The sequence below is a fragment of the Pseudoalteromonas shioyasakiensis genome (assembly GCF_019134595.1).
GTDB classification, from domain to species: Bacteria; Pseudomonadota; Gammaproteobacteria; order Enterobacterales; family Alteromonadaceae; genus Pseudoalteromonas; species Pseudoalteromonas shioyasakiensis_A.
The window spans coordinates 1,188,057-1,214,086 of sequence record NZ_CP077770.1; the positions used below are offsets into that span (position 1 = coordinate 1,188,057).

24 protein-coding genes and 5 tRNA genes are annotated in these 26,030 nt (G+C 41.4%); 14 read left to right on the forward strand and 15 right to left on the reverse strand.

What is annotated here, in order from left to right:
- Window positions 1–86: 86 nt before the first annotated feature.
- From KQP93_RS05510 to yghU, 3 genes are read right to left on the reverse strand one after another with little or no spacing between them, the layout of a single operon-like run.
- Window positions 87–473 carry a hypothetical protein gene (locus tag KQP93_RS05510; protein ID WP_217876277.1) on the reverse strand — a complete coding sequence of 129 codons (387 nt, stop codon included), beginning with the start codon at window positions 471–473 and terminating at the stop codon, window positions 87–89.
- A gap of 60 nt (window positions 474–533) precedes the next feature.
- Entirely contained in the window at window positions 534–1,832 is a 1,299-nt protein-coding gene (locus KQP93_RS05515) for an MFS transporter (RefSeq protein ID WP_055021473.1), read from the reverse strand.
- A gap of 35 nt (window positions 1,833–1,867) precedes the next feature.
- A complete protein-coding gene (yghU, locus tag KQP93_RS05520; protein ID WP_055021453.1) occupies window positions 1,868–2,707 on the reverse strand; it encodes a glutathione-dependent disulfide-bond oxidoreductase in 840 nt (279 codons plus the stop codon).
- 111 nt (window positions 2,708–2,818) lie between these two features.
- Between yghU and KQP93_RS05525 the strand changes: the two genes are divergently transcribed.
- Both KQP93_RS05525 and KQP93_RS05530 read left to right on the forward strand, forming a co-directional pair.
- Complete coding sequence (locus KQP93_RS05525) at window positions 2,819–3,193, forward strand: STAS/SEC14 domain-containing protein (RefSeq protein WP_217876278.1); 375 nt, start codon at window positions 2,819–2,821, stop codon at window positions 3,191–3,193.
- A gap of 8 nt (window positions 3,194–3,201) precedes the next feature.
- Window positions 3,202–4,221 (forward strand): endonuclease/exonuclease/phosphatase family protein, encoded by a 1,020-nt coding sequence (locus KQP93_RS05530; RefSeq protein ID WP_254907715.1) that lies wholly within the window; start codon window positions 3,202–3,204, stop codon window positions 4,219–4,221.
- An 11-nt stretch (window positions 4,222–4,232) separates the two neighbouring features.
- Here KQP93_RS05530 and KQP93_RS05535 read toward each other — a convergent pair whose 3' ends face one another.
- Window positions 4,233–4,823, reverse strand: a complete 591-nt coding sequence (locus KQP93_RS05535; protein ID WP_217876279.1) for a rhomboid family intramembrane serine protease — start codon at window positions 4,821–4,823, stop codon at window positions 4,233–4,235.
- Between the two features lie 112 nt (window positions 4,824–4,935).
- Window positions 4,936–5,622, reverse strand: a complete 687-nt coding sequence (locus KQP93_RS05540) for a type 1 glutamine amidotransferase domain-containing protein (protein WP_062565094.1) — start codon at window positions 5,620–5,622, stop codon at window positions 4,936–4,938.
- Between the two features lie 134 nt (window positions 5,623–5,756).
- On the opposite strand from KQP93_RS05540, the gene KQP93_RS05545 reads away from it, so the two are divergent.
- Window positions 5,757–6,668: a LysR family transcriptional regulator gene (locus KQP93_RS05545; protein WP_217876280.1), complete on the forward strand. Its 912-nt coding sequence runs from the start codon at window positions 5,757–5,759 to the stop codon at window positions 6,666–6,668.
- On the opposite strand, the gene KQP93_RS05550 is transcribed toward KQP93_RS05545, so the two are convergent.
- The 5 genes from KQP93_RS05550 to KQP93_RS05570 all read right to left on the reverse strand — a co-directional run bounded on the left by KQP93_RS05550 (window position 6,665) and on the right by KQP93_RS05570 (window position 12,269).
- On the reverse strand, window positions 6,665–7,402 hold the full coding sequence (locus tag KQP93_RS05550) for a dienelactone hydrolase family protein (RefSeq protein WP_217876281.1): 738 nt from the start codon (window positions 7,400–7,402) through the stop codon (window positions 6,665–6,667). The genes KQP93_RS05545 and KQP93_RS05550 overlap by 4 nt on opposite strands.
- An 89-nt stretch (window positions 7,403–7,491) precedes the next feature.
- Window positions 7,492–8,661, reverse strand: coding sequence for a glycerophosphodiester phosphodiesterase family protein (locus KQP93_RS05555; RefSeq protein WP_254907735.1), 1,170 nt, complete (start codon window positions 8,659–8,661; stop codon window positions 7,492–7,494).
- Window positions 8,662–8,756: 95 nt separating this feature from the next.
- Entirely contained in the window at window positions 8,757–9,614 is an 858-nt protein-coding gene (locus KQP93_RS05560; RefSeq protein WP_217876283.1) for a carboxylate/amino acid/amine transporter, read from the reverse strand.
- Window positions 9,615–9,703: 89 nt separating this feature from the next.
- A complete protein-coding gene (locus KQP93_RS05565) occupies window positions 9,704–11,842 on the reverse strand; it encodes a M3 family metallopeptidase (RefSeq protein WP_217876284.1) in 2,139 nt (712 codons plus the stop codon).
- Between the two features lie 217 nt (window positions 11,843–12,059).
- Window positions 12,060–12,269, reverse strand: a complete 210-nt coding sequence (locus KQP93_RS05570; protein WP_054561957.1) for a hypothetical protein — start codon at window positions 12,267–12,269, stop codon at window positions 12,060–12,062.
- A 197-nt stretch (window positions 12,270–12,466) separates the two neighbouring features.
- Here KQP93_RS05570 and KQP93_RS05575 point away from each other — a divergent pair, with 197 nt between their 5' ends.
- A complete protein-coding gene (locus KQP93_RS05575) occupies window positions 12,467–13,339 on the forward strand; it encodes a mechanosensitive ion channel family protein (RefSeq protein ID WP_217876285.1) in 873 nt (290 codons plus the stop codon).
- A gap of 53 nt (window positions 13,340–13,392) precedes the next feature.
- Here KQP93_RS05575 and KQP93_RS05580 read toward each other — a convergent pair whose 3' ends face one another.
- A complete protein-coding gene (locus KQP93_RS05580) occupies window positions 13,393–13,992 on the reverse strand; it encodes a Yip1 family protein (RefSeq protein ID WP_054553157.1) in 600 nt (199 codons plus the stop codon).
- Window positions 13,993–14,222: 230 nt separating this feature from the next.
- On the opposite strand from KQP93_RS05580, the gene miaE reads away from it, so the two are divergent.
- The 3 genes from miaE (at window position 14,223) to KQP93_RS05595 (ending at window position 19,347) form a co-directional block, all read left to right on the forward strand.
- Window positions 14,223–14,981 carry a tRNA isopentenyl-2-thiomethyl-A-37 hydroxylase MiaE gene (gene miaE / locus KQP93_RS05585; RefSeq protein WP_217876742.1) on the forward strand — a complete coding sequence of 253 codons (759 nt, stop codon included), beginning with the start codon at window positions 14,223–14,225 and terminating at the stop codon, window positions 14,979–14,981.
- A 236-nt stretch (window positions 14,982–15,217) separates the two neighbouring features.
- Window positions 15,218–17,440, forward strand: coding sequence for an EAL domain-containing protein (locus KQP93_RS05590; protein WP_217876286.1), 2,223 nt, complete (start codon window positions 15,218–15,220; stop codon window positions 17,438–17,440).
- 5 nt (window positions 17,441–17,445) lie between these two features.
- A complete protein-coding gene (locus tag KQP93_RS05595; RefSeq protein WP_217876287.1) occupies window positions 17,446–19,347 on the forward strand; it encodes a sensor histidine kinase in 1,902 nt (633 codons plus the stop codon).
- Here the strand turns inward: KQP93_RS05595 and KQP93_RS05600 are convergent.
- From KQP93_RS05600 to KQP93_RS05610, 3 genes are read right to left on the reverse strand one after another with little or no spacing between them, the layout of a single operon-like run.
- Window positions 19,340–20,137, reverse strand: a complete 798-nt coding sequence (locus KQP93_RS05600) for a substrate-binding periplasmic protein (protein WP_217876288.1) — start codon at window positions 20,135–20,137, stop codon at window positions 19,340–19,342. The two genes, KQP93_RS05595 and KQP93_RS05600, sit on opposite strands and share 8 nt — an antisense overlap.
- A gap of 50 nt (window positions 20,138–20,187) precedes the next feature.
- Complete coding sequence (locus KQP93_RS05605; RefSeq protein ID WP_217876289.1) at window positions 20,188–20,922, reverse strand: UDP-2,3-diacylglucosamine diphosphatase; 735 nt, start codon at window positions 20,920–20,922, stop codon at window positions 20,188–20,190.
- 55 nt (window positions 20,923–20,977) lie between these two features.
- Complete coding sequence (locus KQP93_RS05610) at window positions 20,978–21,469, reverse strand: peptidylprolyl isomerase (RefSeq protein ID WP_054562080.1); 492 nt, start codon at window positions 21,467–21,469, stop codon at window positions 20,978–20,980.
- Between the two features lie 177 nt (window positions 21,470–21,646).
- Between KQP93_RS05610 and cysS the strand changes: the two genes are divergently transcribed.
- Together cysS and KQP93_RS05620 are read left to right on the forward strand one after the other, a co-directional pair.
- Window positions 21,647–23,026, forward strand: a complete 1,380-nt coding sequence (cysS, locus tag KQP93_RS05615; protein WP_217876290.1) for a cysteine--tRNA ligase — start codon at window positions 21,647–21,649, stop codon at window positions 23,024–23,026.
- Window positions 23,027–23,163: 137 nt separating this feature from the next.
- Window positions 23,164–24,048, forward strand: coding sequence for a DMT family transporter (locus tag KQP93_RS05620; RefSeq protein WP_217876291.1), 885 nt, complete (start codon window positions 23,164–23,166; stop codon window positions 24,046–24,048).
- A 213-nt stretch (window positions 24,049–24,261) separates the two neighbouring features.
- Here KQP93_RS05620 and folD read toward each other — a convergent pair whose 3' ends face one another.
- A complete protein-coding gene (gene folD, locus KQP93_RS05625; RefSeq protein WP_217876292.1) occupies window positions 24,262–25,116 on the reverse strand; it encodes a bifunctional methylenetetrahydrofolate dehydrogenase/methenyltetrahydrofolate cyclohydrolase FolD in 855 nt (284 codons plus the stop codon).
- Between the two features lie 337 nt (window positions 25,117–25,453).
- Between folD and KQP93_RS05630 the strand changes: the two genes are divergently transcribed.
- From KQP93_RS05630 to KQP93_RS05650, 5 genes are all read left to right on the forward strand, one after another.
- Window positions 25,454–25,530, forward strand: a tRNA-Pro gene (locus KQP93_RS05630).
- A 50-nt stretch (window positions 25,531–25,580) separates the two neighbouring features.
- Window positions 25,581–25,657: transfer RNA gene (locus KQP93_RS05635), tRNA-Arg, on the forward strand.
- A gap of 23 nt (window positions 25,658–25,680) precedes the next feature.
- Window positions 25,681–25,756, forward strand: a tRNA-His gene (locus KQP93_RS05640).
- A gap of 16 nt (window positions 25,757–25,772) precedes the next feature.
- A tRNA-Pro gene (locus tag KQP93_RS05645) sits at window positions 25,773–25,849 on the forward strand.
- A gap of 41 nt (window positions 25,850–25,890) precedes the next feature.
- Window positions 25,891–25,967: transfer RNA gene (locus KQP93_RS05650), tRNA-Pro, on the forward strand.
- The last annotated feature ends 63 nt before the right edge of the window (window positions 25,968–26,030 follow it).

A 26,030-nucleotide genomic window follows, 5' to 3' on the forward strand; every position in this document is an offset into this window, starting at 1 on the left:
TGCTGCAAAATCAATCATAAAAGGTCAACACGCCCTATTAAAGGCGACCTAGGTCGCCTTTTTTAATACCTGATTCTGCGTCAATTTTATTTATAGGCTAATTCAGCATCAATATTGCGCATTAAGTTGGTAACCCAATTGATATATTGGCGGTGAATTTTTTTGCCATTGTAATCAAGGTTTATCGAATCTTTGTAATTAATAGAGTATTCTTGCTCGTTAAACGTAATATCAACGCGTAATTGGTGTTTACGAATATCTAGTTTTCCTAAGATTTGACCTTCGGCATTTGAACGACACGTCCAGCCTAGTTTCATACATGCTTTTAAAATATTAGTTTTGATACTTTCAAGGTCATGTTGGCCAGACGCCATTTGCGGTACAGGGTTTGCGTCAAAGTTACGAATAGGCACACTGGTACTACAAGCAGAAAGTGTAAGTAGCGTAAGAAGTGCAAGCGCTGCCTTTTTCATAGTAAATCCTTTTTATGGGAACAAAATCAGCGCGATTATGCGCTTTTTTTACTGCGGGGTCTAGGCATCGGGTAAAAACCACGCACTAATTGCACCAAGTAAGCCTAAGATACTGTAGAAAAAAATTAACTCAGCAGTCGTTAAGTAAGTATTTAGTAAGCCGACGCTACCTAGCAGTAATAATATAACTCCGATCACCGTATTACTAACAGAGACATAGTCTGTGCGCTTGTTTCCTTCAGCCATATCAACAAGGTAGGTCTTACGACCAAGGCGAACCCCTTGATGAGCTACGGTGAGTAAAAAATAACATAGCGGTAATAGCCAAAATTCATTGAGCGTTTGTGGGCTCAAATAAGCAACTAAATAAACGGCGAAACCGTTGAGGGTGACGAGCATTGCAGCAAACACTAATACCTTTCGGCTCGATAAGTCACTTAGTCGACCCCAGATAGGCGCAGACACTAAGCTGGCAAGCCCCGAAAGCGCCATAAAGGTAGCAAGTAGTGAAAAGTCGAAAGCCTGTTCACTAGCAAGAACGATATAAAACGGGGCGCTCAAAGCAGAACATAGCAACAACGCACGAGTGATAATAAAGTGAGCAAATTGTTTATCTTGGTAAAGCAGTTTTAATTTTGATAAAGCATGCAAAAAGCCGTTTTCAGCGCCCTCGGTTGCGCCCTTGTATTCTTGAATGCGGCTATAACTGAGCGCTGCAAACAGCCACATTAAAGCAGCCAGCATTAAAGCAACATACACCCCATTTTCATAGCCAAGGCTTTGTAGATACCATAAACCAAGACCAAAGGTGAGCGTTGCAAATCCGGCAAAACTAGCAGCAAGACCGCTAATGCTGCCTCGTTGTTGTTTAGGTATGACCTTGCCTAATACATCTTTTGCAGCAATGGAATTAAAGCCACGAGCAAGGCTAAAGATAATCAAAATAGCGATGATAGCAAAACCTGCCGTTGCACCTTGGAGTGTTAAAGCACAAATAAGCATGCCAACAATACACAAGGCTTGCACTATGGCGCCAATCACCCAAACCCACTTTCTGACAGGCAGCCTACGAATAGCACTGGCGATGGCTAGTTGTGGCAGCATTGAGCCTGACTCACGAATAGGCACAAGCCAAGCAATAAAACTACTTGGTACATTAATGCTCTGTAAAAGCCACGGTAGGGTCACTTTAGGGTTTAACAGGGCATCTGCAAACTTACTAAATAGTTGGCTTACTAATAAGGTAAGAAAATTGCCGGGCACCACTTTACAAGCAGCTTCATCAATCGCTTTGCAGGCACGAGCATCCTCGGTGTTACTAAGGCGTTGGTAGATATCTTCTTTACTGAGCTTTTGCATACTTTTTATTTTTATGAAAAAGGGCACTTAAGCCCTTAAAAATCTTCCTTAGAGTGGCGCTCTGCTAACTGCTCAGCTTCATCACCCCATGTTTTGTTAACTCTGCGACCTCGTTTTACTGCAGGGCGGCGCTCAATTTGTTTTGCCCAGCGCATCACATGACTATATGACTCAACATCTAAGAACTCTGCTGCATCATATAAATTGCCAAGTACCAAGCTGCCATACCAAGGCCAAATAGCGATATCGGCAATTGAATATTCGCTACCAGCCATGTAGTCATGGTCGCTTAAATGGCGGTTTAATACGTCTAACTGGCGTTTTACTTCCATGGTGAAGCGATCAATTGGGTACTGCATTTTGAAAGGGGCATAACTATAAAAGTGACCGAAGCCTCCACCTAAGTATGGGGCCGAGCCCATTTGCCAAAATAGCCAATTACGACATTCTGTTTTACTGGCGTGATCGCTTGGGATCAGCGCATCAAACTTTTCTGCCAGGTATTGTAAAATTGCACCTGACTCAAACACGCGAGTAACGGGCGTGGTACTGTGATCCATTAAGGCTGGGATTTTTGAATTTGGGTTAACACTGACAAACCCTGAAGAGAATTGGTCACCATCGCCAATTTTAATTAAAAATGCATCGTAGTCGGCTTCATCAATACCAAGCTCTAATAGCTCTTCGAGCATGATAGTCACTTTTTGGCCGTTTGGTGTCGCAAGCGAGTAGAGTTGTAGGTCATGTTTACCAACGGGCAAGTCTTGCTCGTGGGTTGCACCTGAGACCGGACGATTCGTCTTCGCCCATTCACCACCGTTTTCTGCATCCCATTGCCACACTTTAGGTGGCGTATAACTGTCGGTATTACTCATTGAAACTCCTAAATTGTGCTTTAATGAATGTCATTACGAGACTACCATCCTAGTTGATCAGATAGAGCAAGGGAAGTACAGTTATTAATTATGAATAACAAGGAGGATGACATGAAAAAGCATGGTTTAGCCATTGGCCTTGAGCGTACTGGCACGACTTTTTATCTCACAATTAAAGTAGTTGGAAAGCTCACCCACGACGATTACAAAACTCTCACTCCTCTTATAGATAATGCTGTAGCAGCAGTTCCGAGTGCAAAAATAAGAGCCTATGTTGATATTACTGAGTTAGAAGGCTGGGAGTTACAAGCGGCGTGGGATGACTTTAAGTTAGGCCTTAAACATAACAAAGAGTTTTGCCGGATAGCAGTACTTGGTAACAAAAACTGGCAACAAGTGGCAAGCAAAGTGGGTAACTGGTTTATCAGTGGCGAAGTGAAATACTTTGAAGACCCGAACATTGCCACTGAGTGGTTAAACGAATAAGGAATTAAGTGATAGAAAACAGTCAAATAAAGGTGGCGACGTTTAATTTATATAATTATTTAGCGCCACCTGACGCATTTTATGATTTTCAGCGCATTTATAGCGCTGAGCAGTGGGCCAAAAAGCAGCGCTGGTTGGCCGATTACCTTAAAAATCAGCAGCCAGATATTATTGGCTTTCAAGAAGTGTTCAGCATCAATGAACTAAAACAGCAAGTTAACGCACAGGGTTACCCCTATTTTGCGGTAGTTGATGAGCCAACGGTGATTGATGACTTTATTTATCGCGATCCGGTTGTGGCCATTGCCTCACGCTATAAAATTGTTGCTGTCAGTCAGGTTGAGGCAGAACAAGATGATATTTTAGCGATGGGCTTGAGCGCTAATTTTAACTTTAGCCGCAGTATTATTCGCGCGACACTTGAAGTACCTCACTTAGGACACGTCGATTGCTATGTAGTGCACTTTAAATCAAAGCGCAGCATGCTCCATCACCAAGATGATGAAAGCCACAGCGAACAGCAAAACTTAGTTATGCAGTTAAAATCACAAGCCCTTGGGCGCTGGGCATCAAGCATGCAGCGTGGCAGTGAAGCAGCGCTGTTACTCGTTGAAATCATTAAGCGCAGAGCAAATTCCAATAACCCTGTGATTGTGATGGGGGACTTTAATAATGAGTTACACGATGGTGTGCTTAACCATTTAATCGCTGACCACCTTCGTTTTAGCGGTCATAGGCAAAATAGCCCATCTCGTTCAGAGTTCAAACTACAAGATAGTTGGCAACTCTATCAGCGCCATGTTGTCACCGAGAACGACAGAGAAGCCACCCACTATTTTGGTAGTAGTAGCTCAGTATTTGATTATATTTTGTTATCCCGTGAGTTTGATGCCGGATTTCAGGGCAGCTTTTTTGAGGTGGTTGATTATCACACCTATGATCAGCACTTAATCAACCCACAGTTTGCCTATGATGATCAAAGTACCGACCATGGCGTTGTGATGGTGACAATGAAGCTGAGAAGCTAGAAGCTTTAAGTTTAAAGCTTCAGATTCTTTTGTTTATCACGCTTTGCCATAATATAGCCGATGAATGCGCCGCTAATTGCGCCGAATAAATGGCTTTCGAATGAAATATGAATGCGCTGCGGAAAGACACCCCAAATCAGGCCGCTGTATAACACAACAACTGCAATACTGATTAAAATGGCTTTGAATGAGCGGTGCATAATGCCGTAGCTAATTAGGTAGCCCCATAAACCGTAGATAACACCACTTAGCCCTACATGAATATTGCTGCGGCCAAATAGCCATACTAGTAATCCACCAATGAGCGCTGTGCCTGCAAACACCAGCCAAAAGCGTTTTACGCTAAATTGGCAAACTAGCCAGCCGAGAATAGCAAATGGCACTAGGTTACTAAAAAGGTGTGCCCAGCCACCATGTAAAAATGGCGCAAAAAACACCCCCGATAAACCAGATATCTGTCTTGGCAAAATACCTAAACCGTTTAAGTTTATGCCGGGTAGGGTATTAATTATTTGCAGTACCAAGCACACCAGCATAATGCCTAAAATTGCGAATCGCTTACTACTGATAGGAGGAATTTTGACAGCTTTTTTTTCAGTCATGATGAGAAGCTCTTAAATCAATGTGACCGAATGAGTATAACTTATTAAAAGTGAAGGTAAACACCTTGATATGCAAGGTGTTTACTAAAGGTCTAGGGCATGTTGACCTAGTTTAACCTAATTTGGTTAGTAGTTTTTTCGCAGCAAGCTCAGAACTTGCAGGGTTTTGCCCTGTGATTAGTAGGCCATCTTCAATCGCAAGCTCGCCCCAATCATCGGTTTTTTGATACTGACCACCTTGTTTGATTAGCTCATCTTCAACAAGTAATGGCACGACATTGGTAAGTTGTACGGCATCCTCTTCTGAGTTACTAAAGCCGGTTACTTTTTTATCAAATACCACAGATTTACCAGCTGCATTTTTCGCATTCAGTAATACGGCACTGGCGTGACATACTGCACCCACTGGCTTCTCTGAGTTAAGAAATTGCTCTATCAAGCTAATTGAATCTTGGTTATCAACTAAGTCCCATAACGGACCATGGCCGCCAGGGTAAAATACCGCATCAAAATCATCGGCTTTAACTTCAGCCAGAGGTTTAGTATTAGCCATTAAAGTTTTTGCTGCACTGTCTTGCTCAAAACGTTTTGTGGCATCGGTTGCTGCATCAGGGGCTGCACTATTTGGATCAACCGGAGGTTGGCCACCTTTAACAGAAGCTAAAGTTACCTCAGCACCGGCATCAATAAAGGCGTAGTAGGGCGCCGCAAATTCTTCGACCCAAAAGCCCGTTTTATGGCCGGTATCGCCAAGTTCATCGTGTGAAGTGAGTACCATTAAAATTTTCTTAGCTGACATAGTGAATCCCTTTTTGTGTATTAAACATCGTTAATAACACTATAGGGGTGAAAACCGAGTTAAACAACGCAGATAAATTTGACTTCATTGGTTTAATTATTGATACAATTATTCAGGTTAGATTAGGAGTTTGTATGAAAGTATCGTTTGAGCAATTAAAAAGCATGGTGGTGTTTGCCCACATTGTGCAGCAAGGCAGCTTAACTAAAGCGGCTCAACAACTTGGTTTATCAAGGGCCGTAGTTAGTTATCACTTAAAGAAATTAGAACAGCAATTAAAGCTCACGTTACTTAACCGCTCAACGCGTACCATGACCCTTACCGAAGCGGGTATGGCTTATTACGAACGTTGTCAGGCTATCACTGAGCACGCTGAGGCTGCTAACTTACACCTTGAGAACTTAAAGAGGGAACCGGTTGGGGTTATTAAATTGAGTTGTCCGGTTAATGTAGGCTTGCAACTTGTGGTACCGGCACTGGCTCAGTTTAAGCGTTTGTATCCGAAAATTGATATTGATTTACAGCTTAGTGATGATGTGGTTGATATCATCAAACAGGGCTACGACTTAGCGATTAGAGGCGTGGCCCTTGAAAGCTCAAACTTACAAGCGACTAAACTTGCAAGTATGGCGACCTGCTTATGCGGTTCAGTCGATTACTTTACAAAATACCCTATACCAAAGAGCATTGCCGATTTAGCAGAGCATACATGGGTGGTGTATCAACCAAGTAGTGCTGTTGTCACGCTCGAAAAAGATAAACGCCGTTTTGAAGTGGCTGTTAGTGGTGGCATAAGTACCAACAACGCTGCTGCACGAACTGCCTTTGTAGAAGCTGGGCATGGCTTAGCGAAAATCCCAGTTTATGATGCGCTACCCAGGATCAAAGCAGGATTGTTACGCACAATCTTAGATGATTACAAAACTGCTGATATTGAACTTTATGGCGTATTCCCGCCAGGGGCGGCGGGAAGTAAAAAGCTGCGGGTTTTACTTGATTACTTGAAGGATTATTTTACTAATCAAGTAGCCACTATGACGATTTAAACAAGCGTGCGATTAAATAAAGCGACTGCTTGTTGATACATGCTGATGGCAAGGGCTGGGTCGTATCGGTCGCCTTCGTCGCGCATAAACGCATGTTGGGCGTTCACTTCTTGCCACTGGTAATTAATTCTTGTTGCCACCGCTTGTTGGTAAATTTTAAGGCGGCCTTCTTTTGGTACATGTGGGTCTTGTTTACCCCAAACAAAGTGGATCTCACCTTTAATATCTGCCATGCGCTCAAATGAGTTATTACCCGCTTGCGCCGGTAAGGTATCGCTGTGTATATCTGTTGCGTATAAACAAAAAGCGGCTTTGATACTTGGGTTTAATGCAGCACGGTATGCAAGGTGACCACCAATACATACGCCCATCGCACCTACATTTCCTGTGCAGTAATCTTGCTGACGTGCAAATGCAATTAAGGCGTTAGTATCTGAGTCATGGCTCTCAAGCGGTTTTGCCCATTTGTCGGCATTGCCTTTGTCTTTACCTGCATCGTCATAGGCAAGTACTGTCCCAATAGGATTTAACTCATGAAAAACTTCTGGCACTAACACGACAAAACCATGACCAGCAAGTATTGCCGCAGAGCGCGCAATAGGGGCTGTTTCTTGGAAAATCTCAGAATAGAAAATAACACATGGGTATTTACCTTCTTCTACAGGACGATAAATACTGGTGCGCATTACACCTGTGTTGGTCGCTATGTCGTGGCTATGGTGCTGAATAATCATGTTTATCCTTGTAAAAAACGGTTTAGCTAATAATACCTCAGCCCCACCTTTTGGACGAGTAAAAGCCCTTGAAATTTATTGATACTCAGTTAACTCTCTGAGGCAGGATACTGCATACAGCTTGCGTAATAGGTAAGAGTAGCAGGCCAGTCAGAGAAAATAGCCATCACACCCACTTGCTTAGCAAGGACGTCTACCACTTTCATCATTTGCCCATCTTGTTTAATCACAGGGGCAATCGACTGGTAATAATAACCACCGCCATTATTTAATGGACCTGAGCGCTCTAAACTCCAAGTAATGATGTTCAGTCCGGCTTGTTTAGCTTTAATAGCATAAAGGGAAGGCACGATTACACCTGACTCACCAAGGCTCAAAAGCATCCACATTGGCGGTGCGATAATGCGTACTCCATCGTTATATAGAGCCTGCATTGATGGCTGCCAAGTTGTTTCATCCATGGCATTAAAGTCTGCTTGCTCATCTTGGCCATCAAGATAAATACTGTTGCTTGCAAATTCAGGGTGATTGTTTAGCCAATACTTCACATCTTCAAGATTAAATGATTGCGGATAAACATCTTGGCTATTCACACCTAAAGCACGATACTCATCAAGCATTTTTTGCGCATAATCGTGCTGACTAAAACCGTTAAATGGCATGCTGACTTGTGGGCTTTTTAGCTCGGGTGTCATTTTTACACCCAGTGATTTGAATAATTCAATGCTTTGCTGGTGGGTCATTACGGTGCCACTGTTTGAGTATAAATCAGTGCGCCAGCTTGGTGTGCCTTGCATATACTCTGCGACCGTTTTGGCATTTGCATTGGCGCCATCCATTTTAGCTTTTAAGGTTAAAAACTCGGCTTGGGTGATATCGCTGGTGCAGCATTTAGCCTGAGCTGGTTGGCCGTCTTTGGCCGGAGTAAAAGGTTGGCTGCATTTTGCAGCCAACTCAGGAATCGCTAAAATGTTGGTAGTGGTGTGTAAATCACACTGTGAATGGCGACACACGAGTTGTTTGTCTTTAGTAAAAGCGACGTCACATTCAAGCACGCCAGCGCCCATTCTTGCTGCGGCTAAATATGACTCTTTGCTGTGCTCAGGAAACTGCATAGGGGCACCGCGATGACCAATTACAAAATCAGTTTTATAGAAAGGGCCATTACCGCATTCAGTAAGTTGCTGCTTTAAAGGCCCATCTGTCATCTTGTCGATTAAATAGTAAGGCCTTGCACCCACTTGCACTGCCTGATCCATAGGCAGATTCTTACAGCCTTGAATAACGAAAACTAAACAACATAAAACCAGTGCGCGCATAACAGCATCCCTCTAATCGAATAGAGTTTAGCCTATCATGACTCCGTGGCAGTTTTATTAAGTTTCTGATTTATAATAAGTGCTAATAAGATAATCGCTGCGCCGATGGCAAGCTTGATGATATCGGCATCACGATTCCAAATCACAATGTTAACGATGATCCCTGCTGGGATCAGTAGGTTATTCATTACAGCCAAGGCACCTACATTGACAATAGTTGCGCCCTTATTCCAAGCGAAATAACCAAGCCCTGAAGCAATCGTGCCTAAGTAAATTAACACGCCCCATTGCGTCGTTGTGGTGGGCAGCTTACTGGTATCACCAAATAAACCGTAGCAAAGCAGTGCGACGATAAGGGCACCGATAAAGAACCAAGCAAACACCCGAGAGTGGGGTAGCTGCTCATCTTGCATTAAACGTTTGTAAGTTACTTGCCCGGTAGCAAAGCAAATATTGGCAGCCTGCACCATTAACATACCAATAAGGTAGTTCTCATCGACGCCTTCATAGCGAATAGCTACGGCGCCCAAAATAGCCAGCATTGCGGCGAATAAAAACTTGGGGTTAAAGCGCTTTTCAAGCAAATCGTTTAACAGGGTGATGTAAAGTGGCGTCATTACCGTGAATAGCAGTACCTCGGGCACGCTAAGGTACAAAAACGAATGGTAATAGAAGCTGTACATCACACCAAGTTGTACTGCGCCTATTGCCATGAGCTTTAATGCTAAAGCTTTAGGGGTTTTACGCCAGTGTAAAAAGGGCAAAAACACGCAAGTTGCTAAGCCAATGCGCATTAAAACACTAAACCATGCATCCACTTGGCCTGCTAAATAAACACCAATAAGACTAAACGAAAAGGCCCAAAGCAGGGTTACAGCAAATAAGTAGGTCATGTTTGATTAATTTGTCATTTTAAAAATTGCACTATAACAAAAAGCCCGCATTAATTGCGGGCTTTCATCATTTTGCGAATAATTTTAGATTATTCAACTAAACCACGACGCTTTAATAGTGCGTCTGTTGTTGGTTTTTGACCACGGAACTCAATGTAGCTTTGCATTAAGTCGCGGCTGTTACCTTTAGATAAAATCTCTTTACGGAAATTATCACCGTTTTCACGTGTTAAACCACCTTCTTCGGTCATGTGTGCAAACGCATCTGCTGCGAATACTTCAGTCCAAAGGTATGCGTAGTAACCTGCTGAGTAACCACCGGCAAAGGTGTGGCTGAAGTAGCAAGACTTATAACGTGGTGGTACTGGGTAATAAGCAATACCGTGCTTGTCTAATGCATCATGTTCAAACTTTTGAACGTCTGTAATGTCAGCATCAACACCAAATGAGTGCCATTCCATATCAAGCAATGCCGCTGCTAAATACTCAGTTGTATCGAAGCCTTGGTTGAACTTTTGTGACTCAAGTACTTTATTTAAAAGCGCTTTTGGAATTGGCTCACCCGTTTTGTAGTGCTTGGCATAGTTTGCAAGTACTGTTGGTTCAATATTCCAGTCTTCGTGTGCTTGTGAAGGGAACTCAACAAAGTCACGAGCAGTTGCTGTACCCGCTAAGCTTGGGTATTTAACATCAGAGAATAAACCGTGTGCAGCGTGACCAAACTCATGGAACATCGTTGTAACTTCAGAGAAAGTCATGAGTGTAGGTTGACCTTCAGCTGGCTTAGGAATGTTCTGCGCGTTGTAGATCACAGGCATAGTGTCTTTAAGGCCGCTTTGGCTAACATAAGCACTCATCCATGCACCACCACGTTTACCTTCACGTGCGTAAGGGTCCATGTAGAATAGACCGATAGCGCTACCGTCTTCGTTAAATACTTCAAACACCATGACGTCTGCGTGATAAACCGGTAGGTCTTTACGCTCTTTAAAGGTAATGCCGTAAAGTTTATTCATCGCAAAGAATAAACCGTCGTGGATCACTGACTGCATTTCAAAGTAAGGCTTAACTAAAGCTGGGTCTAAATCGTATTTCTCTTGGCGAACTTTTTCAGCGTAAAACGCCCAGTCCCAAGGTTGAAGCGCAAACGTTTCACCTGACTTTTTAATTACTTGTTGGATTTGCTCTGCTTCTGCTTCTGCTTTAGCAACCGCTTTCGGTGCTAAGTCATCAAGGATGCCGTAAACATTTTCAGTTGTTTGCGCCATACGATTAGTCATTACATACGAAGCCCAATCTTTATAACCAAGTAATGCCGCTTTTTCTGCACGTAGCTTAGTTTCTTTGATGATGATAGGGCTGTTTGTTGATTGTGCACGCGTTGAAGAAGTTGTCCAAATCTTTTCACGAAGCTTGCGGTTTTCAAGGCTTTGTAAGATAGGTTGGCGAGTCGTGTTCACCAGTGTGATCATGTAACCTTCTTTGCCTGCTTTTTTGGCAGCAGCTGCAAGGCTTGCAATTTCACCTTCAGATAAACCCGCTAGTTCGCTTTTATCTTTAACTAAAATCACATCTTCTTTAAATGATTTTAAGATATTTTGTGAAAACTCAGTTGAAAGCTTGGCAAGCTCTGCGTTGATTTCACGCATTTTTGCTTTTTCAGCTTCAGTTAGTTTTGCACCCGCGTTAACGAACTTTTTGTAGTAGTAATCAACAAGGCGTTGATCTTCAGCATTTAAAGACGCTTTGTTGTCGTAAATGCTTTGTACGCGAGCAAATAAAGCTTTGTTTAAGTAAATGTCATCAGTGTGAGCTGACATAATCGGCGCCATTTTCGCGGCGATACGTTGGTACTCACTGTCAGAAATTAAACCCGATAAATTAAAAAATGCCGCAGACGTGCGGTCTAATAGCTCACCAGAGTACTCCATTGCAACAAGGGTATTTTCAAATGTTGCTGGTTCTGGGTTGTTTGCAATCTTTGCAATTTCTGCTTTTTGCTGTGCGATGCCTGCTTCAAACGCTGGCTCGTAGTCTTTGGTCGAAATTTTATCAAACTCAGGGGCCATATATTGTAAAGGGCTTGGCTTGAAAAGAACGTTTTCAACATTAGCTGTTTGTGTTTCAGCGGCAGTTTCAACTTGAGTTTGAGTGTCGGCTTGTTGTGAACTACAAGCAGATAATAAAAGCACACTAGCAATCGTAGTTGCTACTAAGGTCTTACGCATGAGAGCTCCAAAAATGTGGATAAATCTTTTCTAACTTATCAAATTTTTGGCTAGAAACAATCAAGTTTGTCGTTTGATTAGGGAATTTGAACGCAAATAATGTGATTGAGAGGATAAATGTGTGTAAAAAGCCATCAATTGTGTATTAATGGCTCACTTAAGTAAAAAGTGGCACTAGCTGCCAGTTTAAATCTTGATGGTAATAAGTCACCATAGATTAGTTGTAACCCAACACAAACTTTTTCTCTGAGCCAAAGCTTTCTGGCATAGCGTTGCCAAACTCTTTGTTAATTAAATTCAGTGAGTGCTCTTGCTCAGCAAGTAAGTTTAAGATGCGGTTACGGTACTCTAAACTTGATTCAAATAAGTTTAGATCAACCAAGGGTTGTAAAGTGGCAAGTTTTTGTGTGAGTGTCATTTGTGACATTGTGTTCTCCTCGTGCTATTCAAAGCCTGTGAAACCTCAAGCTCTCTCTATGTATATAGCAGCTGTAGGCTAAAATAGTTAATAATTAGCGCATATTGCGCATAAAGAACTTAGTATTTACCAAGTTTTCACCTATTATGCCGTGCTAAACTTAGTCACAACTGAACCAAACTGATTTTTACTAGGAATGTTAATTTATGACCCTTGCTGATCTGCAATCTGCATTATCGTTTGTATTGTTCACCTACAACGATGTGCAAATTACTGTACTAAAAGTAATTCAAGTACCTTTGGTACTGTTTTTAATGTGGTTTGTGGTCACCTGGATTGGTCGGTTAATTAAAAAAGCATTACTGGCAAAAAACTTAGGCCCTGACGCGGTTCATTTATTTACCCGTATTTACCTTGTAGTGACCATCGCAGTACTTGTGTTTACCTCGCTAGAGGTACTCAACATTCCTCTAACGGCGTTTGCATTTGTTTCTGGTGCCATTGCAATTGGTGTTGGTTTTGGTGCGCAAAACATTATTAATAACTTTATTAGTGGTTGGATATTAATGTGGGAGCGACCAATTCGTATTGGTGATTTTTTAGAAGTGGGAACAGCTAAAGGGGTCGTTGAGACAATTAATACTCGTTCTACGCGTATCCGCCGTAACGATGGTGTGCATATGTTGGTACCAAATAGCCAGTTATTAGAAAACACAGTAACTAACTGGACCTTAATTGACCGTAATGCTCGTTCATTTGTGAATGTTGGCGTTGCTTATGGTTCAGATGTGATATTAGTTGAAAAGCTGATGAAGCAAATTCTTGATGATCACCCAGCCATTTTAAAAACACCTGCATCATCCGTGTTATTTGATGACTTTGCTGATAGCTCTTTAACTTTTAGCGCTATTTTCTGGGTGTGTGCTGAATCAGAAGCCCCGCTTCGCCAAGTGCGCAGTGAACTGCGTTTTAGCATTTATAAAGTATTTGCCGAAAATAACATTACCATTGCATTCCCGCAGCGCGACATTCATATCGATGGTGAGATAGCTTTAACAAGGCGTAATAACCAAAAATAAAAAAAGCGGCTAGGCCGCTTTTTTGCTTTACGAAAGAATGAATAATAATGAAACTAGGTAAACATAGGGTGGACAATTCCGTTAGTCCATAAGATAGCTGTCGCAGCTAAAATTATTACCAGTAAGATCAGCCCACAAGTGACTACTGAACTGGCATAGATAAAACCTCGCTCTTCAGGAATGTGCATTAAAATTGGCACCCCTGTGTAAAGTAAGTAAACAGAGTAGGCCAGTGCTACAAGGCCTACACACACCACAAACCACAGCTCAGGTAAGAATGCTGCAAATGAAGACATAAATACTGGCGTTGCTGTATATGCAGCAAGCTCTAGGGTTTGTGTAAAGGTGGGTTTTGCACCAAAGGTCACTGCCATCCAATGAGCCAAGTAAGCCAGTGCAAACACGCCCGCAATTAGTGCAAAGTACATCGCAACCGCGATAAGTAATGCACTATCATGGGTTAAATATACAGCCTCACCTGCGCCAATACTCCAGCCCAAATAAACTGATGAATAGTAGCCCATTAATGAAGGAATACAGGCAATGAGTAAAATGTGCGATAAGCTATAGCGCAAGCTTTCGTGACGGTTATCAATTGTCTGCCATTCTTCGAGTGGGTGAGCGTATAAGCCCCATAAGTGGTTTAGAATCATAATTATTGCCCCTGTAAAAAAGGAATACGAGCTGTTTTATTTTTGTACAGCTTTGATTAAGTTATGGTTCAGTAATTAAGTCTTGTCAAGAAGCTGAAATAATCGAAATAGTCGATTAAATGTAACTCTTTAGTGCATATAGAAAATTACTTTGCACTGATATGGGTCATGGAATGCGGGCTAATTTATGTGATAAAATCGAATTAAGATTTTTGATGAGAAGTTATTCAGTGCCTTATTCTGATTTATTAGCGCCCATTCATTCTTTTTTAAAGTGCGGAACGCCTGATGAATGGATTGCTACGGCAACCAAAAAAGAAAACTTAGATGTGGTTTTAATCGACCACCTTATCTGTGAATTAAAAGCGGCGCAATCTGCTATGTTTTTAATTCGTAAGTATGCGGTTGATAAAGAAAGTAGCGATGCTTTGCTTGAGTGGTTAAAACCATTTGAGACGCTTATTTATAAGCGTGAAGGGGATTGGCGTGAGCTTGCAGATAAAAACAAGCTGACTAAATCAATGATCCCAAAATCTAACTCACCTTATGGGCAAGATCTCATTGATAAAATGGTGATGCTTATCAAAGAAGAGCTACATCACTTTTATCAAGTTCTTGAGATCATGGATGAGTACGGTATTGAATATAAAAGCATTACACCATGCCGTTATGCCAAAGGGATGCTGCGCCACGTAAAAACTTACGAGCCAGATGCCTTGGTAGATAAGTTAATTATCGGTGCTTACATCGAAGCCCGATCGTGTGAGCGTTTTGCTAAATTAGCCCCGCATGTTGATAAGCGCTTAGGTGATTTTTATATATCACTACTGCGCTCTGAAGCGCGTCATTACCAAGATTATTTAACCCTTGCGCAAGAAATCAGTGAGTTTGATATTACTGAGCGTGTTGAATTTTTTGGTCAACTTGAAGCTGAGCTTATTTCAACCCCAGATGAAGACTTTAAATTTCACAGCGGTGTGCCTGCATAAAATATTAAATCAGAGCGCCTGTTTGGTGCTCTAGTTCTTTTATCTTGCCAAACTTAGTCTTTTATTAGTTAGGTTTTACCCCTATTCAATTTAACTAATTCTCATTAATTTTCTAATACTTATTCATTTATCTCTTTAGTGAATAATTTGTACCTTTTTAAATTTTGCACTACCTTTGACCTAGATTGCTATTAACATTCGTAAAATAGAATCATAAGTTGTTAAAAGGAGAAATCATGCTTGATTCTAATGTGCCTTTCGAGTTTAAAGAGGATGCTTCTGAACAATCGCATGTCCAAAAAATATGGAAAATATTAACGGTTGAAGACGACTTAGACTATCAACAAGCATTACTAAACAGCTTTAATGCCATATCTCTTGATAACAATGAGTCACTGGAGCTCTTAACCGCAAATTCAGTGTCAGAAGCATCGTCTGTGTTATCGCGTCACAAAGACATCGCTATTGTATTTCTTGATGTGGTAATGGAAGAGGATGATTCTGGTCTACGGATTGTAAATACCATTCGTCACGTTTTAGGCAATAACGATATACGCATAGTGCTATTAACAGGGCAGCCAAGCTTTGCCCCTGAACCGCAAGTAATGCAATCGCTTGATATTGACGAATACTGGAATAAATCAGACATGACGGTAGATAAGCTTAAATCTATTGTCAGTAGCCACCTTCGTACGTATCAATATATTTCGCAAATCTCAAGTGCTAAACAAGGGCTTCAGCTAGTACTCGATGCAGCAAGAAGCATTAATAGCAAACACGATATACGTGCGTTTTCCCATGCAGTGCTAGATGAAATAGGTAAAATTTTGCATCTATCTAAGGGAGGCGGCGTATTATGTGTTGGCAATGAAAAGCACCTTGATACACACCCAAAAGTTATAACGAGTATTGGCTGCTTTAGGGGGCTTGATGGTAAAGAGCTCACCACAGATGTGCTCAGTGAAGAAGCGCAGCAATCGTATATTTTAGCCAGAGATAAAAAAGAGCATGTGTTTTCTGAGCATTACAGTGTTTTTTATTTTGATACCACAGATGTTGATATTAGCTATTACATCACAATTGTTAAGTCAGATACGCCTATCGACGAGCATAATGTATTTTTATTAAAGGTATTTAGTGAAAATGTCAGTACAGGCTTTTCGAATATTGCACTGATGAACCGCCTTACTGAGCTTGCATATACCGACATAACGCTAAATATACCAAATAGAAACTGGTTACAGCGCGAAATCGATAATATGAACAAATACGAGCAAGCTGAAACTCAGTTAGTGGTATTTGAAATACTCCAGTTTGACGAAAAGTCTTTTCGGTTTGGTCATGAATTTTGTAAAAAAACACATCTCAAAATGCGCGAGAATATTTTGCAGGCCTTAGCGCCGTATCACCCTCGTATCGCCGTTTTTAAAAGTGATTGTTTAGGCGTTTTAGTTTCAAGTCATGCATTTGAAGATGAAAGTATTGTTGACTCTTTAAAACGTCAATCTTTTGAAATTGATGGAGTAAAACAGTTTTTAGATGTGCGTATTTTAGTCATGCAGCTAATCGCGTTTGAAGAACATAGCGCTGAGCAAATTTTTAACCTTGCAGAGTCGACACTCAACGAAGAGAACACACAAAGAGCTGAGCTACTCTATTATACATTAGATAATACCAAAGCAATCACACGGCGCTATGAGCTAATGCAGGAGTTGCGCACAGCAATACGCAACAAAGAACTCCAAGTAGCCCTACAGCCCAAGATTAATTTAACCACTAATGAAGTGGTTGGTTTTGAAGCATTGGCGCGATGGCAAAGAGACGATGGAACATTTGTCAGACCCGATGAGTTTATTGAACTTGCCGAAACTGCAGGGCTTATTAGTGAGTTAGATAAACTTATTTTCGATAAAGTAATGCAAACGATTAAGCAATTTGCAGAGCAGGGCGTTAGTTTGCCAATCGCGTTTAATGCATCGACGTTTGATTTGTTAGCCGATGATTACTTTGTTGAGGTTGCAGCACGCATTGAGGAATATGGCATTTCACCTTCGTTACTTGAGCTTGAAGTAACAGAGACTCAAGCGATTTTTAACTATGAAAAGATCAATACATGTTTATGTCGTTTTGCGGGCTTGGGTATAAAAATTAGTATTGATGACTTTGGTACTGGCTATTCGTCACTTGCCCATATTAGTGAAATTCCTGCGCAGATAATAAAAATAGATCGCTGCTTTGTAACTAACGTCCAAGAGTCAAAATCTAACCAACACATTATCGAAATGATTATGCTTTTAGCAGAAAAATTTAGTTTTGAAGTAACGGCAGAGGGCATTGAAACAGAAGCCGAACACAACTGGCTTATTAAAGCTGGGTGTAACATAGGGCAGGGCTACTATTACGCAAAACCCATGTTTTATGATGATGCATTACAGTGGCTAAAGGGCAGGTATAATTAACTATTATGGTAGAAGTAACAAGCCAATATAAATCAATGAAAAAAAGTCTACTTTTTAAATTTATGGTCATGGTTGCTGTGAGCTTATTAATTAGCTTGATGGTTTATGTGATTCAATATCAAATACAAAAAAGTAGTGTCACGCTTTTGCAAGATAACACCTTACTTGCCGCTCACAATACCTTAAGTAGAGAGCTTGGTGATGTACGTAAAGTAGTTAAGTTGCTGGTGGCCGATGACATATTAAAGCAAAGTGGTGAAAACGCATTACTTGAGCATCAAATACAAACCCATTTTGTGAACTTTGGTTTAGCCGCAGAAAACATTTCCCAAATACGTTGGCTAGATAGTGAAGGCCAAGAAAGGTATCGGGTTAACTTTAAAGTAGGGCAAGCGGAGCTAGTACCAACACAGCAGTTACAAAATAAAAGTAGCCGTTATTATTTTACCGAGGGGATGGATCACAGCGAAGGTGAAGTTTATATCTCCCCAATAGATTTAAATGTAGAGCTCGGCGCAGTTGTTACACCACATGAACCAACATTAAGAGCATCTTATCGAACCACAAGCGATAGCTTCTTATTAGATGGGCTAGTGGTTGTCAATTTTGACCTGTCGAAAACCCTACAGCAAATAAAGTCACTCAGTACCTTACAAGCACAAATACAATTAATTAATGGCGAAGGTTATTGGTTGTTACACCCAAAGAAAGAGAAAGAGTGGGGGTTTATGCTGGAGCAGCCGATGCTGACACTCGGTAACGAAGATAGCCAATTATGGCAAGTAATCACCCAATTGCCAAAATCTCAGGATCTTATTGCATCGCATAGTCATGCAACTAGCTTTTTAAAAATGACCTTAGGTAATAATAGCGCAAATGGTACAAACGATATTATTGTACTGGTAAAGGCGGATGATTCGGTGCAAAACGAGATTATCTTACGATCTTTTATAATAGCTTTAGCTTGTGCTGTAAGCTTGATATCAATTTCTGGTTTATATCTGAAACGTAGTTATCGAGATCAACGTAAGATTATTAAAGCCAGAGCGCACTTAGAACACGAGCAGCAAGAGCTGTTAGCAGCCAATACTAAATTACAACGTTACATAAAACAGCAGCATCAACTACAAGGTGAACTTATTGAAGCACAAAGGTTGTCATCACTGGGTTTAATGGTGGCAGGGGTGGCCCACGAAATGAATACGCCACTGGGTGGTGCTGCTATTTCATTATCGAATGCGCAATTAATTAATCAACAACTCAAAGATAAAATAGATGAAGGCTTCACTAAGCAATTTTTAGAATCAAGCGTAGCAAAAGTTGCTGATAACTTAAGGCTCTCTCAAGTAAACTTAGAGAAGGCTATTGAACATGTGAAAAGCTTTAAGGAGATGGCCCATGATCGGTCAAATGATCAGTATGTTAGCTTTAATATCGAAAAAGTCATCGATGATCTACTACTTGGTTTAAAATCCCGCTTTAAAGCCTCAAAAGTAACCATAGAAACTAAAATCGATGTCAAAAAAGACATTATCAGTCGCCCAGGGGTTATCTCTCAGGTTATCGAGAGCTTAATCGTTAATGCAATTTCTCACGCCTTTGACGAGCTTGATAACAAGCTAATTCAATTACATATACATTTAAATAAACAAGGTGAGCTTTGTATTAGCGTTTCTGATAATGGTTGTGGTATTGATGCCTCGCTACGTAGTAACTTATTTGACCCCTTTGTTACTACATCTAGAAACCATGGTCATACAGGGTTAGGTTTGTACCTTGTTCATGAGTGGGTTACGAGCGTTCTTAACGGAAAAATCCAGCTAGTTGCAAACGAAGACTTACCTGAAGGTATAGCAACGCAGTTTAAGATTACCTTGCCACGCTTGAAAAAGAACAAAATTAGTTAGCATAGGATTTTTCGTATAGTTGTGTAATGTGGCTAATTTCTTTTTCATTCAGTTCATAATGCTTCAGTATCTCTAAAAGCTTGCCTGACGCTGTAATTGCTTTTAGACCTAAAGATAAACTTTGCTGAAAAAGCTCAGCCTGAGGGTGATTTTTATTGGTAATCACATGTAAGTGTTGAGTAGCAAGATAGGGGGTAACTATTTCTAACTCTGTTTGCTTTGCTTGCTGTAAGCGCTCGCTATTGTCGAGCCAATACAAGGCAACCTCTTTTGTGCCTGCAACTAAATCAACACGACCATGCTTTAATAGCAACAAGCTCTCAACCAAGCTACCTGTTGTTGCTATGCTAAGGTTTGGGTGGTGTTCAAATTGCTCACTAACCACATAGTCTTCACCTTTGCTAATTGTATATGGCTTTAATGAATACAAAGAGCCTGTGTAAGTTATCTTGCTATCAACACGCTTGAATAACACGGTATGCGCGGTTGCTAATGAGGCTGAATATACAAAATTTCTTGCTCTTTGTTTTGTATAAAAAGCACCTAGCACTGCAACACGTTTATGGCGCTTGGCAAGCTTTAGCGCGCGAGCCCAATGGGTGTATTCAATGGTGGCTTGATGTTTTTGTGTTTTTAATGCTGCGATGATTACTTCGTGGAGCCAGCCCTGCTTGTTTGGCTTATCAATAAAATAAGGAGGAAACGGCTCTGTGACCAATTGCCAAGTTTGGCAATTGATTGAGAAACTAAATAGTAAACAACAACATAAAAGGCTTAACCGACTTATCATAGATAATGCACTTTTTGACAATACTGGTTAAAGCATAGTTAAAATATCGGCTATTTAAAGGGCGTGTGGACTAGTTTTTGCTGCTCTGGAGTAACTCTTAAGTATGAACCTTGCTCATACCAGTCACCCAGTACAGTGCGGGTTAGTGTTTTACCTGCGTGATTATAGTGATGCACATTAGGGCGGTGGGTATGGCCGTGGATCATATTAGCAACCTGATGCTTCTCAAACATGTCTAATACAGCATCTTCAGTCACATCTAAAATCTCTAACGCTTTGCCAGCTTGGCTTTGTTTTGATTTTTCGCGGGCGTTACGGGCAATTTTTTTACGATACCAAAGCGGCATAGCAAGCATTAATTTTGGCCACCACCAACCACGACTTTTTCTACGAAACTTTTGATATTCAATATCTTGAGTGCACATTTCATCACCATGCAAGATAACTGTAGGGGTGCCGTATAAATCAATAACAACTTGCTCGGGTAATAAAGTCATGCTCGCGCTTTTTGCATAGTCTTCTCGCATAATGAAATCGCGATTACCATGGATAAAAAACACCTCAGTACCACTTCCACTGACTTGGCTTAAACGTGCGGCAACACTCTTTGAAAGGTCAGTTTGATAGTCATCACCGACCCATACTTCAAAAAAGTCACCCAAAATATACAGTGCATCAACGTCATCATTAATAATCTTATTATCAAGAAAATCAAAAAATGCCGCTGTGATGTCTGGGCGGTTTTCTGTTAAATGGAGGTCGGCAATAAAATAACTTTGTTTCATGGTTACTCGCAAAAAAGCGGGCAACAGGCCCGCTTAAAAAGACTAAACGATTAGATTAGCTAACCGTTACTTTTTCGATGATGACATCTTCAAGAGGTACGTCTTGGTGGAAGCCAGCGCTGCCAGTAGCAACACCTTTGATTTTGTTTACCACGTCCATACCTTCAACAACTTCTGCGAACACGCAGTAGCCCCAGCCTTGTGATGTTTCACTGCTGAAGTTTAAGAAGTCATTGTCGTTAACGTTAATGAAGAACTGCGCAGTCGCTGAATGTGGATCCGGCGTACGTGCCATTGCTAAGGTGCCCACTTTATTTGCAAGGCCATTGTTTGCTTCATTTTCGATAGGGTTGTTTACTTCTTTTTGAACCATACCCGGCTCAAAACCACCGCCTTGTACCATAAAACCATCAATTACACGGTGAAAGATAGTGCCGTTGTAAAAGCCAGCGTTAGCATATTCTAAGAAGTTTTTAACTGTGTTTGGTGCATCGCTTTCGTGCATCTTGATAGTGATGTCACCAAAGTTTGTGTGTAGTACAACCATGAGGTTTCCTATATCAGGTTTAATAATGGGGCTATTTTATAGTAGTTGCCTTTGATTAACAAAGAGCTTGTTTAAAACCATTAACAAAGTGCTTATTCAATTGATAAAGCGCTAGAGCAGCGGCTTTGCAAGTGTTAACATAGAGAATCTCGAAAAACCGTTAAGGACATTTTATAAATGGTACAAATTTACAACACACTTACGCGACAAAAAGAGCAGTTTAAACCCCTTGTTGATGGCAAAATCGACATGTATGTGTGTGGTATCACCATTTATGATTACTGCCATATCGGCCATGCACGAACATTTGTAGGGTTTGACGTAATTGTGCGTTACCTTCGTCACATTGGTTACGATTTAAAATATGTTCGTAACATCACCGATGTTGACGACAAAATCATTAAACGCGCTAACGAAAATGGTGAGTCGATTAATGATTTAACGACTCGTATGACTAAAGCTATGCATGAAGATTTCGACAGCTTAAATATGCTGCGTCCGGATGTTGAGCCTACAGTAACAAACCATATGGATGAAATCATCGCGATGGTTGAGCGTTTAATTGCCAAAGGCCATGCGTATGTTGCTGCAGATGGTGATGTATTGTTTGATGTATCAACCTTTGACCAATACGGTGCTTTATCGCAACAAGACCTAACTATGCTACAGGCTGGTTCACGTGTTGAAGTTGCACAAGATAAGCAAGATCCACTTGATTTCGTGCTTTGGAAAAAAGCCAAGCCAGAAGAGCCGTCATGGTCTTCACCATGGGGTGAGGGTCGTCCTGGTTGGCACATTGAATGTTCAGCAATGAGCTCTAAGCACTTAGGTGAACATTTTGATATTCACGGTGGTGGTTCAGATTTACAGTTCCCGCACCATGAAAACGAAATTGCTCAGTCATGCTGTGCAAATAACGGCAAGTACGTAAATACGTGGATCCACACAGGTATGGTACAGGTTAATAAAGAGAAGATGTCTAAGTCTTTAAACAACTTCTTTACCGTACGTGACGTATTAAAAGAGTACGATGCTGAATCAGTTCGTTACTTCTTAATTTCAGGTCATTACCGTAGCCAGCTTAACTATTCGCAAGAAAACCTTGAGCAAGCACGTTCGTCACTTGAACGTATTTACACTGCACTGCGCGGCGTAACGCCAATCGAATGTGATTTAGCTAGCAATGAATATGTGTCTAAATTCAGAAAAGCGATGGATGATGACTTCAACACACCAGAAGCATTGCCTGTATTATTTGAATTAGCAAAAGAGCTAAACCGTGTTAAAGACAGCGATGCAGAGCAAGCAGGTAAGCTAGCTTATGTACTACGCAGTGTTGCTGAGGTATTAGGGGTAGCACAACAAGACCCAGAAGCCTTTTTACAAGGTGGCCAAGCTGATGACGAAGTAGCACATATCGAAGCGTTAATCGCTAAACGTAACGAAGCGCGCGCAAGCAAAGATTGGGCGGCAGCTGATGAAGCTCGCGATGCATTGAATGCGCTTGGTGTGGTACTTGAAGATTCAGCTGGTAAAACAACATGGCGTAAAGCCTAACTATTCATCGAAGCATGACTCATTAAAAAAGGTTGCCAACGAGGCAACCTTTTTTGTTTTTAACGTGATACAGCTATTGACCTCAACTGTACTTGAGCTTTTACCTTGCCATCTTCTCGTATTAACAAGGACAGACATTGAATATTTTACTTGCCATGATCCCCGCCTTTTTATGGGGCACCACCTATGCAGTGACCAAATATGCCACACCTGATTGGCCGCCACTTTTATTAGGCGCATTGCGTGCACTGCCAGCAGGGTTATTACTTTTATTGCTTAAACCTAGTTTGCCAACCCGTTCGCAGTTGCCAAGCTTGTTAACGCTAGGTGCTGTGAATATCGCGCTGTTTTTTGCCTTTATTTTTATCATGGCAGTAAACCTTCCTGCTGCCATTGCTGGGGTAGGGATGGTGTCAGTGCCGGTTGTGGCTTTGTTATATGCTTGGCTTACTAAAGGACAGCGACCCGCAAAAATTCAAGCATTTTGCGCTATGGCGCTGGTGGTATTGGCTTGGCTGTTGTTCGATCCAGCACACGTGGCATTAAATGTATTGGGAGTGGCCGCTTTATTTGGGGCCTTACTGACTATTGTGATTGGTAGCACCTTAGTACAGAGTTTGTCGGTGCATATACACTGGTGGGTTGTACTTACCTGGCAGTTAATCATTGGCGGCACTATTTTGTTATTGGCTGCGTTTATTGATGGCAGTTTACTTCATCCAGAGCAATACAAAGTGATATTTGAGCCTATCTCAGCGCTGCAATATTCTGCGCTATTTTGGTTAATTGTGCCCAATACCGCCATCGCCTATATTCTGTATGTTTGGTTATTAGGACGCATGACTGTGGCTGAGTTTTCATTCGGCACAATAGCCAACCCAATCGCGGGAATCGTATGCGCTGTTTTACTCATAAACGAACAATATCAAGACTGGCAATACCTATTAATGTTTTTGATGATTGTGTTTTCTGTGCTCCCCCAGATGCTAAAGCTTAGGCAGTTCAAACTACAGCGCTCTTAATACCAACCCGCAATAATACTTAATCATTTTGAGGGATTAAACCTGTCGCTATCTGCGTTAAAAATTTCTCATTTAGAACAACTAAATAACGAAGTTTTTGCCTTGTTATCAACGAGGTTTTATTGCCTCAAAATAGACTACTTAATTAAGCGGATTGGTATAAAACCAAAAAAGGCTGCCAATTGGCAGCCTTTTGCAATAATTTAGCTCTTCTTAGCTGTGGTACTTTTCACACGCTTCAAGGGTGTTTTCGATTAAGCTTGCCACAGTCATTGGGCCAACACCACCTGGTACTGGTGTAATGAAATGTGCTTTTTGTTCAGCGATATCGTATTCAACATCACCAACAAGCTTGCCAGATTCAAGGCGGTTAATGCCTACATCAATTACGATAGCACCTTCTTTAACCCAATCACCCGGAATGAACTCAGGTTTACCAACCGCAACAACTAATAAATCAGCGCGGCGAACATGAGTTTCTAAATCTTGAGTAAACTTATGACAAACCGTTGTTGTACAGCCTGCAAGTAAAAGCTCAAGTGACATAGGACGACCAACAATGTTTGACGCACCAACAACAACTGCGTGCATACCTTTGTAGCGAACACCGGTAGAGTCGAGTAGGGTGATAATACCCTTCGGTGTACAAGGACGAAGTGCCGGCATACGCTGAGCTAAACGACCAATGTTATAAGGGTGGAAACCATCAACATCTTTATGTGGTGTGATGCGTTCAAGAATTTTTTCAGCATCAAGACCCTGAGGTAAAGGTAACTGTACTAGAATACCGTCTACTTCTTTGTCTTCGTTTAGTTGATCTATTAATGCAAGTAAATCTTGCTCAGTTGTGTCGCCAGGTAAATCGTAAGACTTAGATACAAAGCCGACTTCTTCACATGCTTTACGTTTAGAACCAACATACACTTGGCTAGCTGGATCTTGACCAACTAACACAACTGCTAGTCCTGGAGCGCGTAATCCATTCGCTACACGCTGTGCAACTCGCTCTGCTACATTGCTGCGTACTTGTTTAGCTATTGCCTTACCATCGATGATGTTTGCCGTCATGGGTGACCTTTAATTGGGGTTAGTTAACTTGATACTGATACATCTAAATATGATTATCCAATAAAGGGGGCGTGGATACACAAATCATGTTTGTTTGATCATATTTATGTTGCGTATTTTCGCAGAAAAGCATCATAGCGCCAAGATGCAATCTTATATAAAGCGCTACTTTATAAAAAAGAGTTCAAATTTTAGCTTATATTTGCAATATTTAACCATTATGAACTAAAAGTGACCGATTGAATTATTTTCTTAAAAAAATGTTTGACCTGACTCGGTCAAATCACTATTATGCACCCCGTTGTTAACGAGGTCACTCGCAAACAACGGTAAGCATCGGCGATTAGCGCAGTTTGGTAGCGCACTTGGTTTGGGTCCAAGGGGTCGCAGGTTCAAATCCTGCATCGCCGACCACTTCTTCTTTAAGAAGCGGTGCTTACAGGCAAACTTATGAAGTTTTCGATGCGCCCGTAGCTCAGCTGGATAGAGCAACGCCCTTCTAAGGCGTTGGTCGAAGGTTCGAATCCTTCCGGGTGCGCCATTTGAAAATATGTAAATGCCGTGGTGATTGTAGCTCAGTTGGTAGAGCCCCGGATTGTGATTCCGGTTGTCGTGGGTTCGAGCCCCATCAGTCACCCCAATTTACTCTAAGATATCGGCGATTAGCGCAGTTTGGTAGCGCACTTGGTTTGGGTCCAAGGGGTCGCAGGTTCAAATCCTGCATCGCCGACCATTTTCTTGAATGGTCTTTATTTTCATAACTTCTCTCAGTATCGGCGATTAGCGCAGTTTGGTAGCGCACTTGGTTTGGGTCCAAGGGGTCGCAGGTTCAAATCCTGCATCGCCGACCACTTTTAAAGATTTATGGTCAAAGAACGATTGGTTTGGATATATCCAATTCAGTCGCAGGTTCA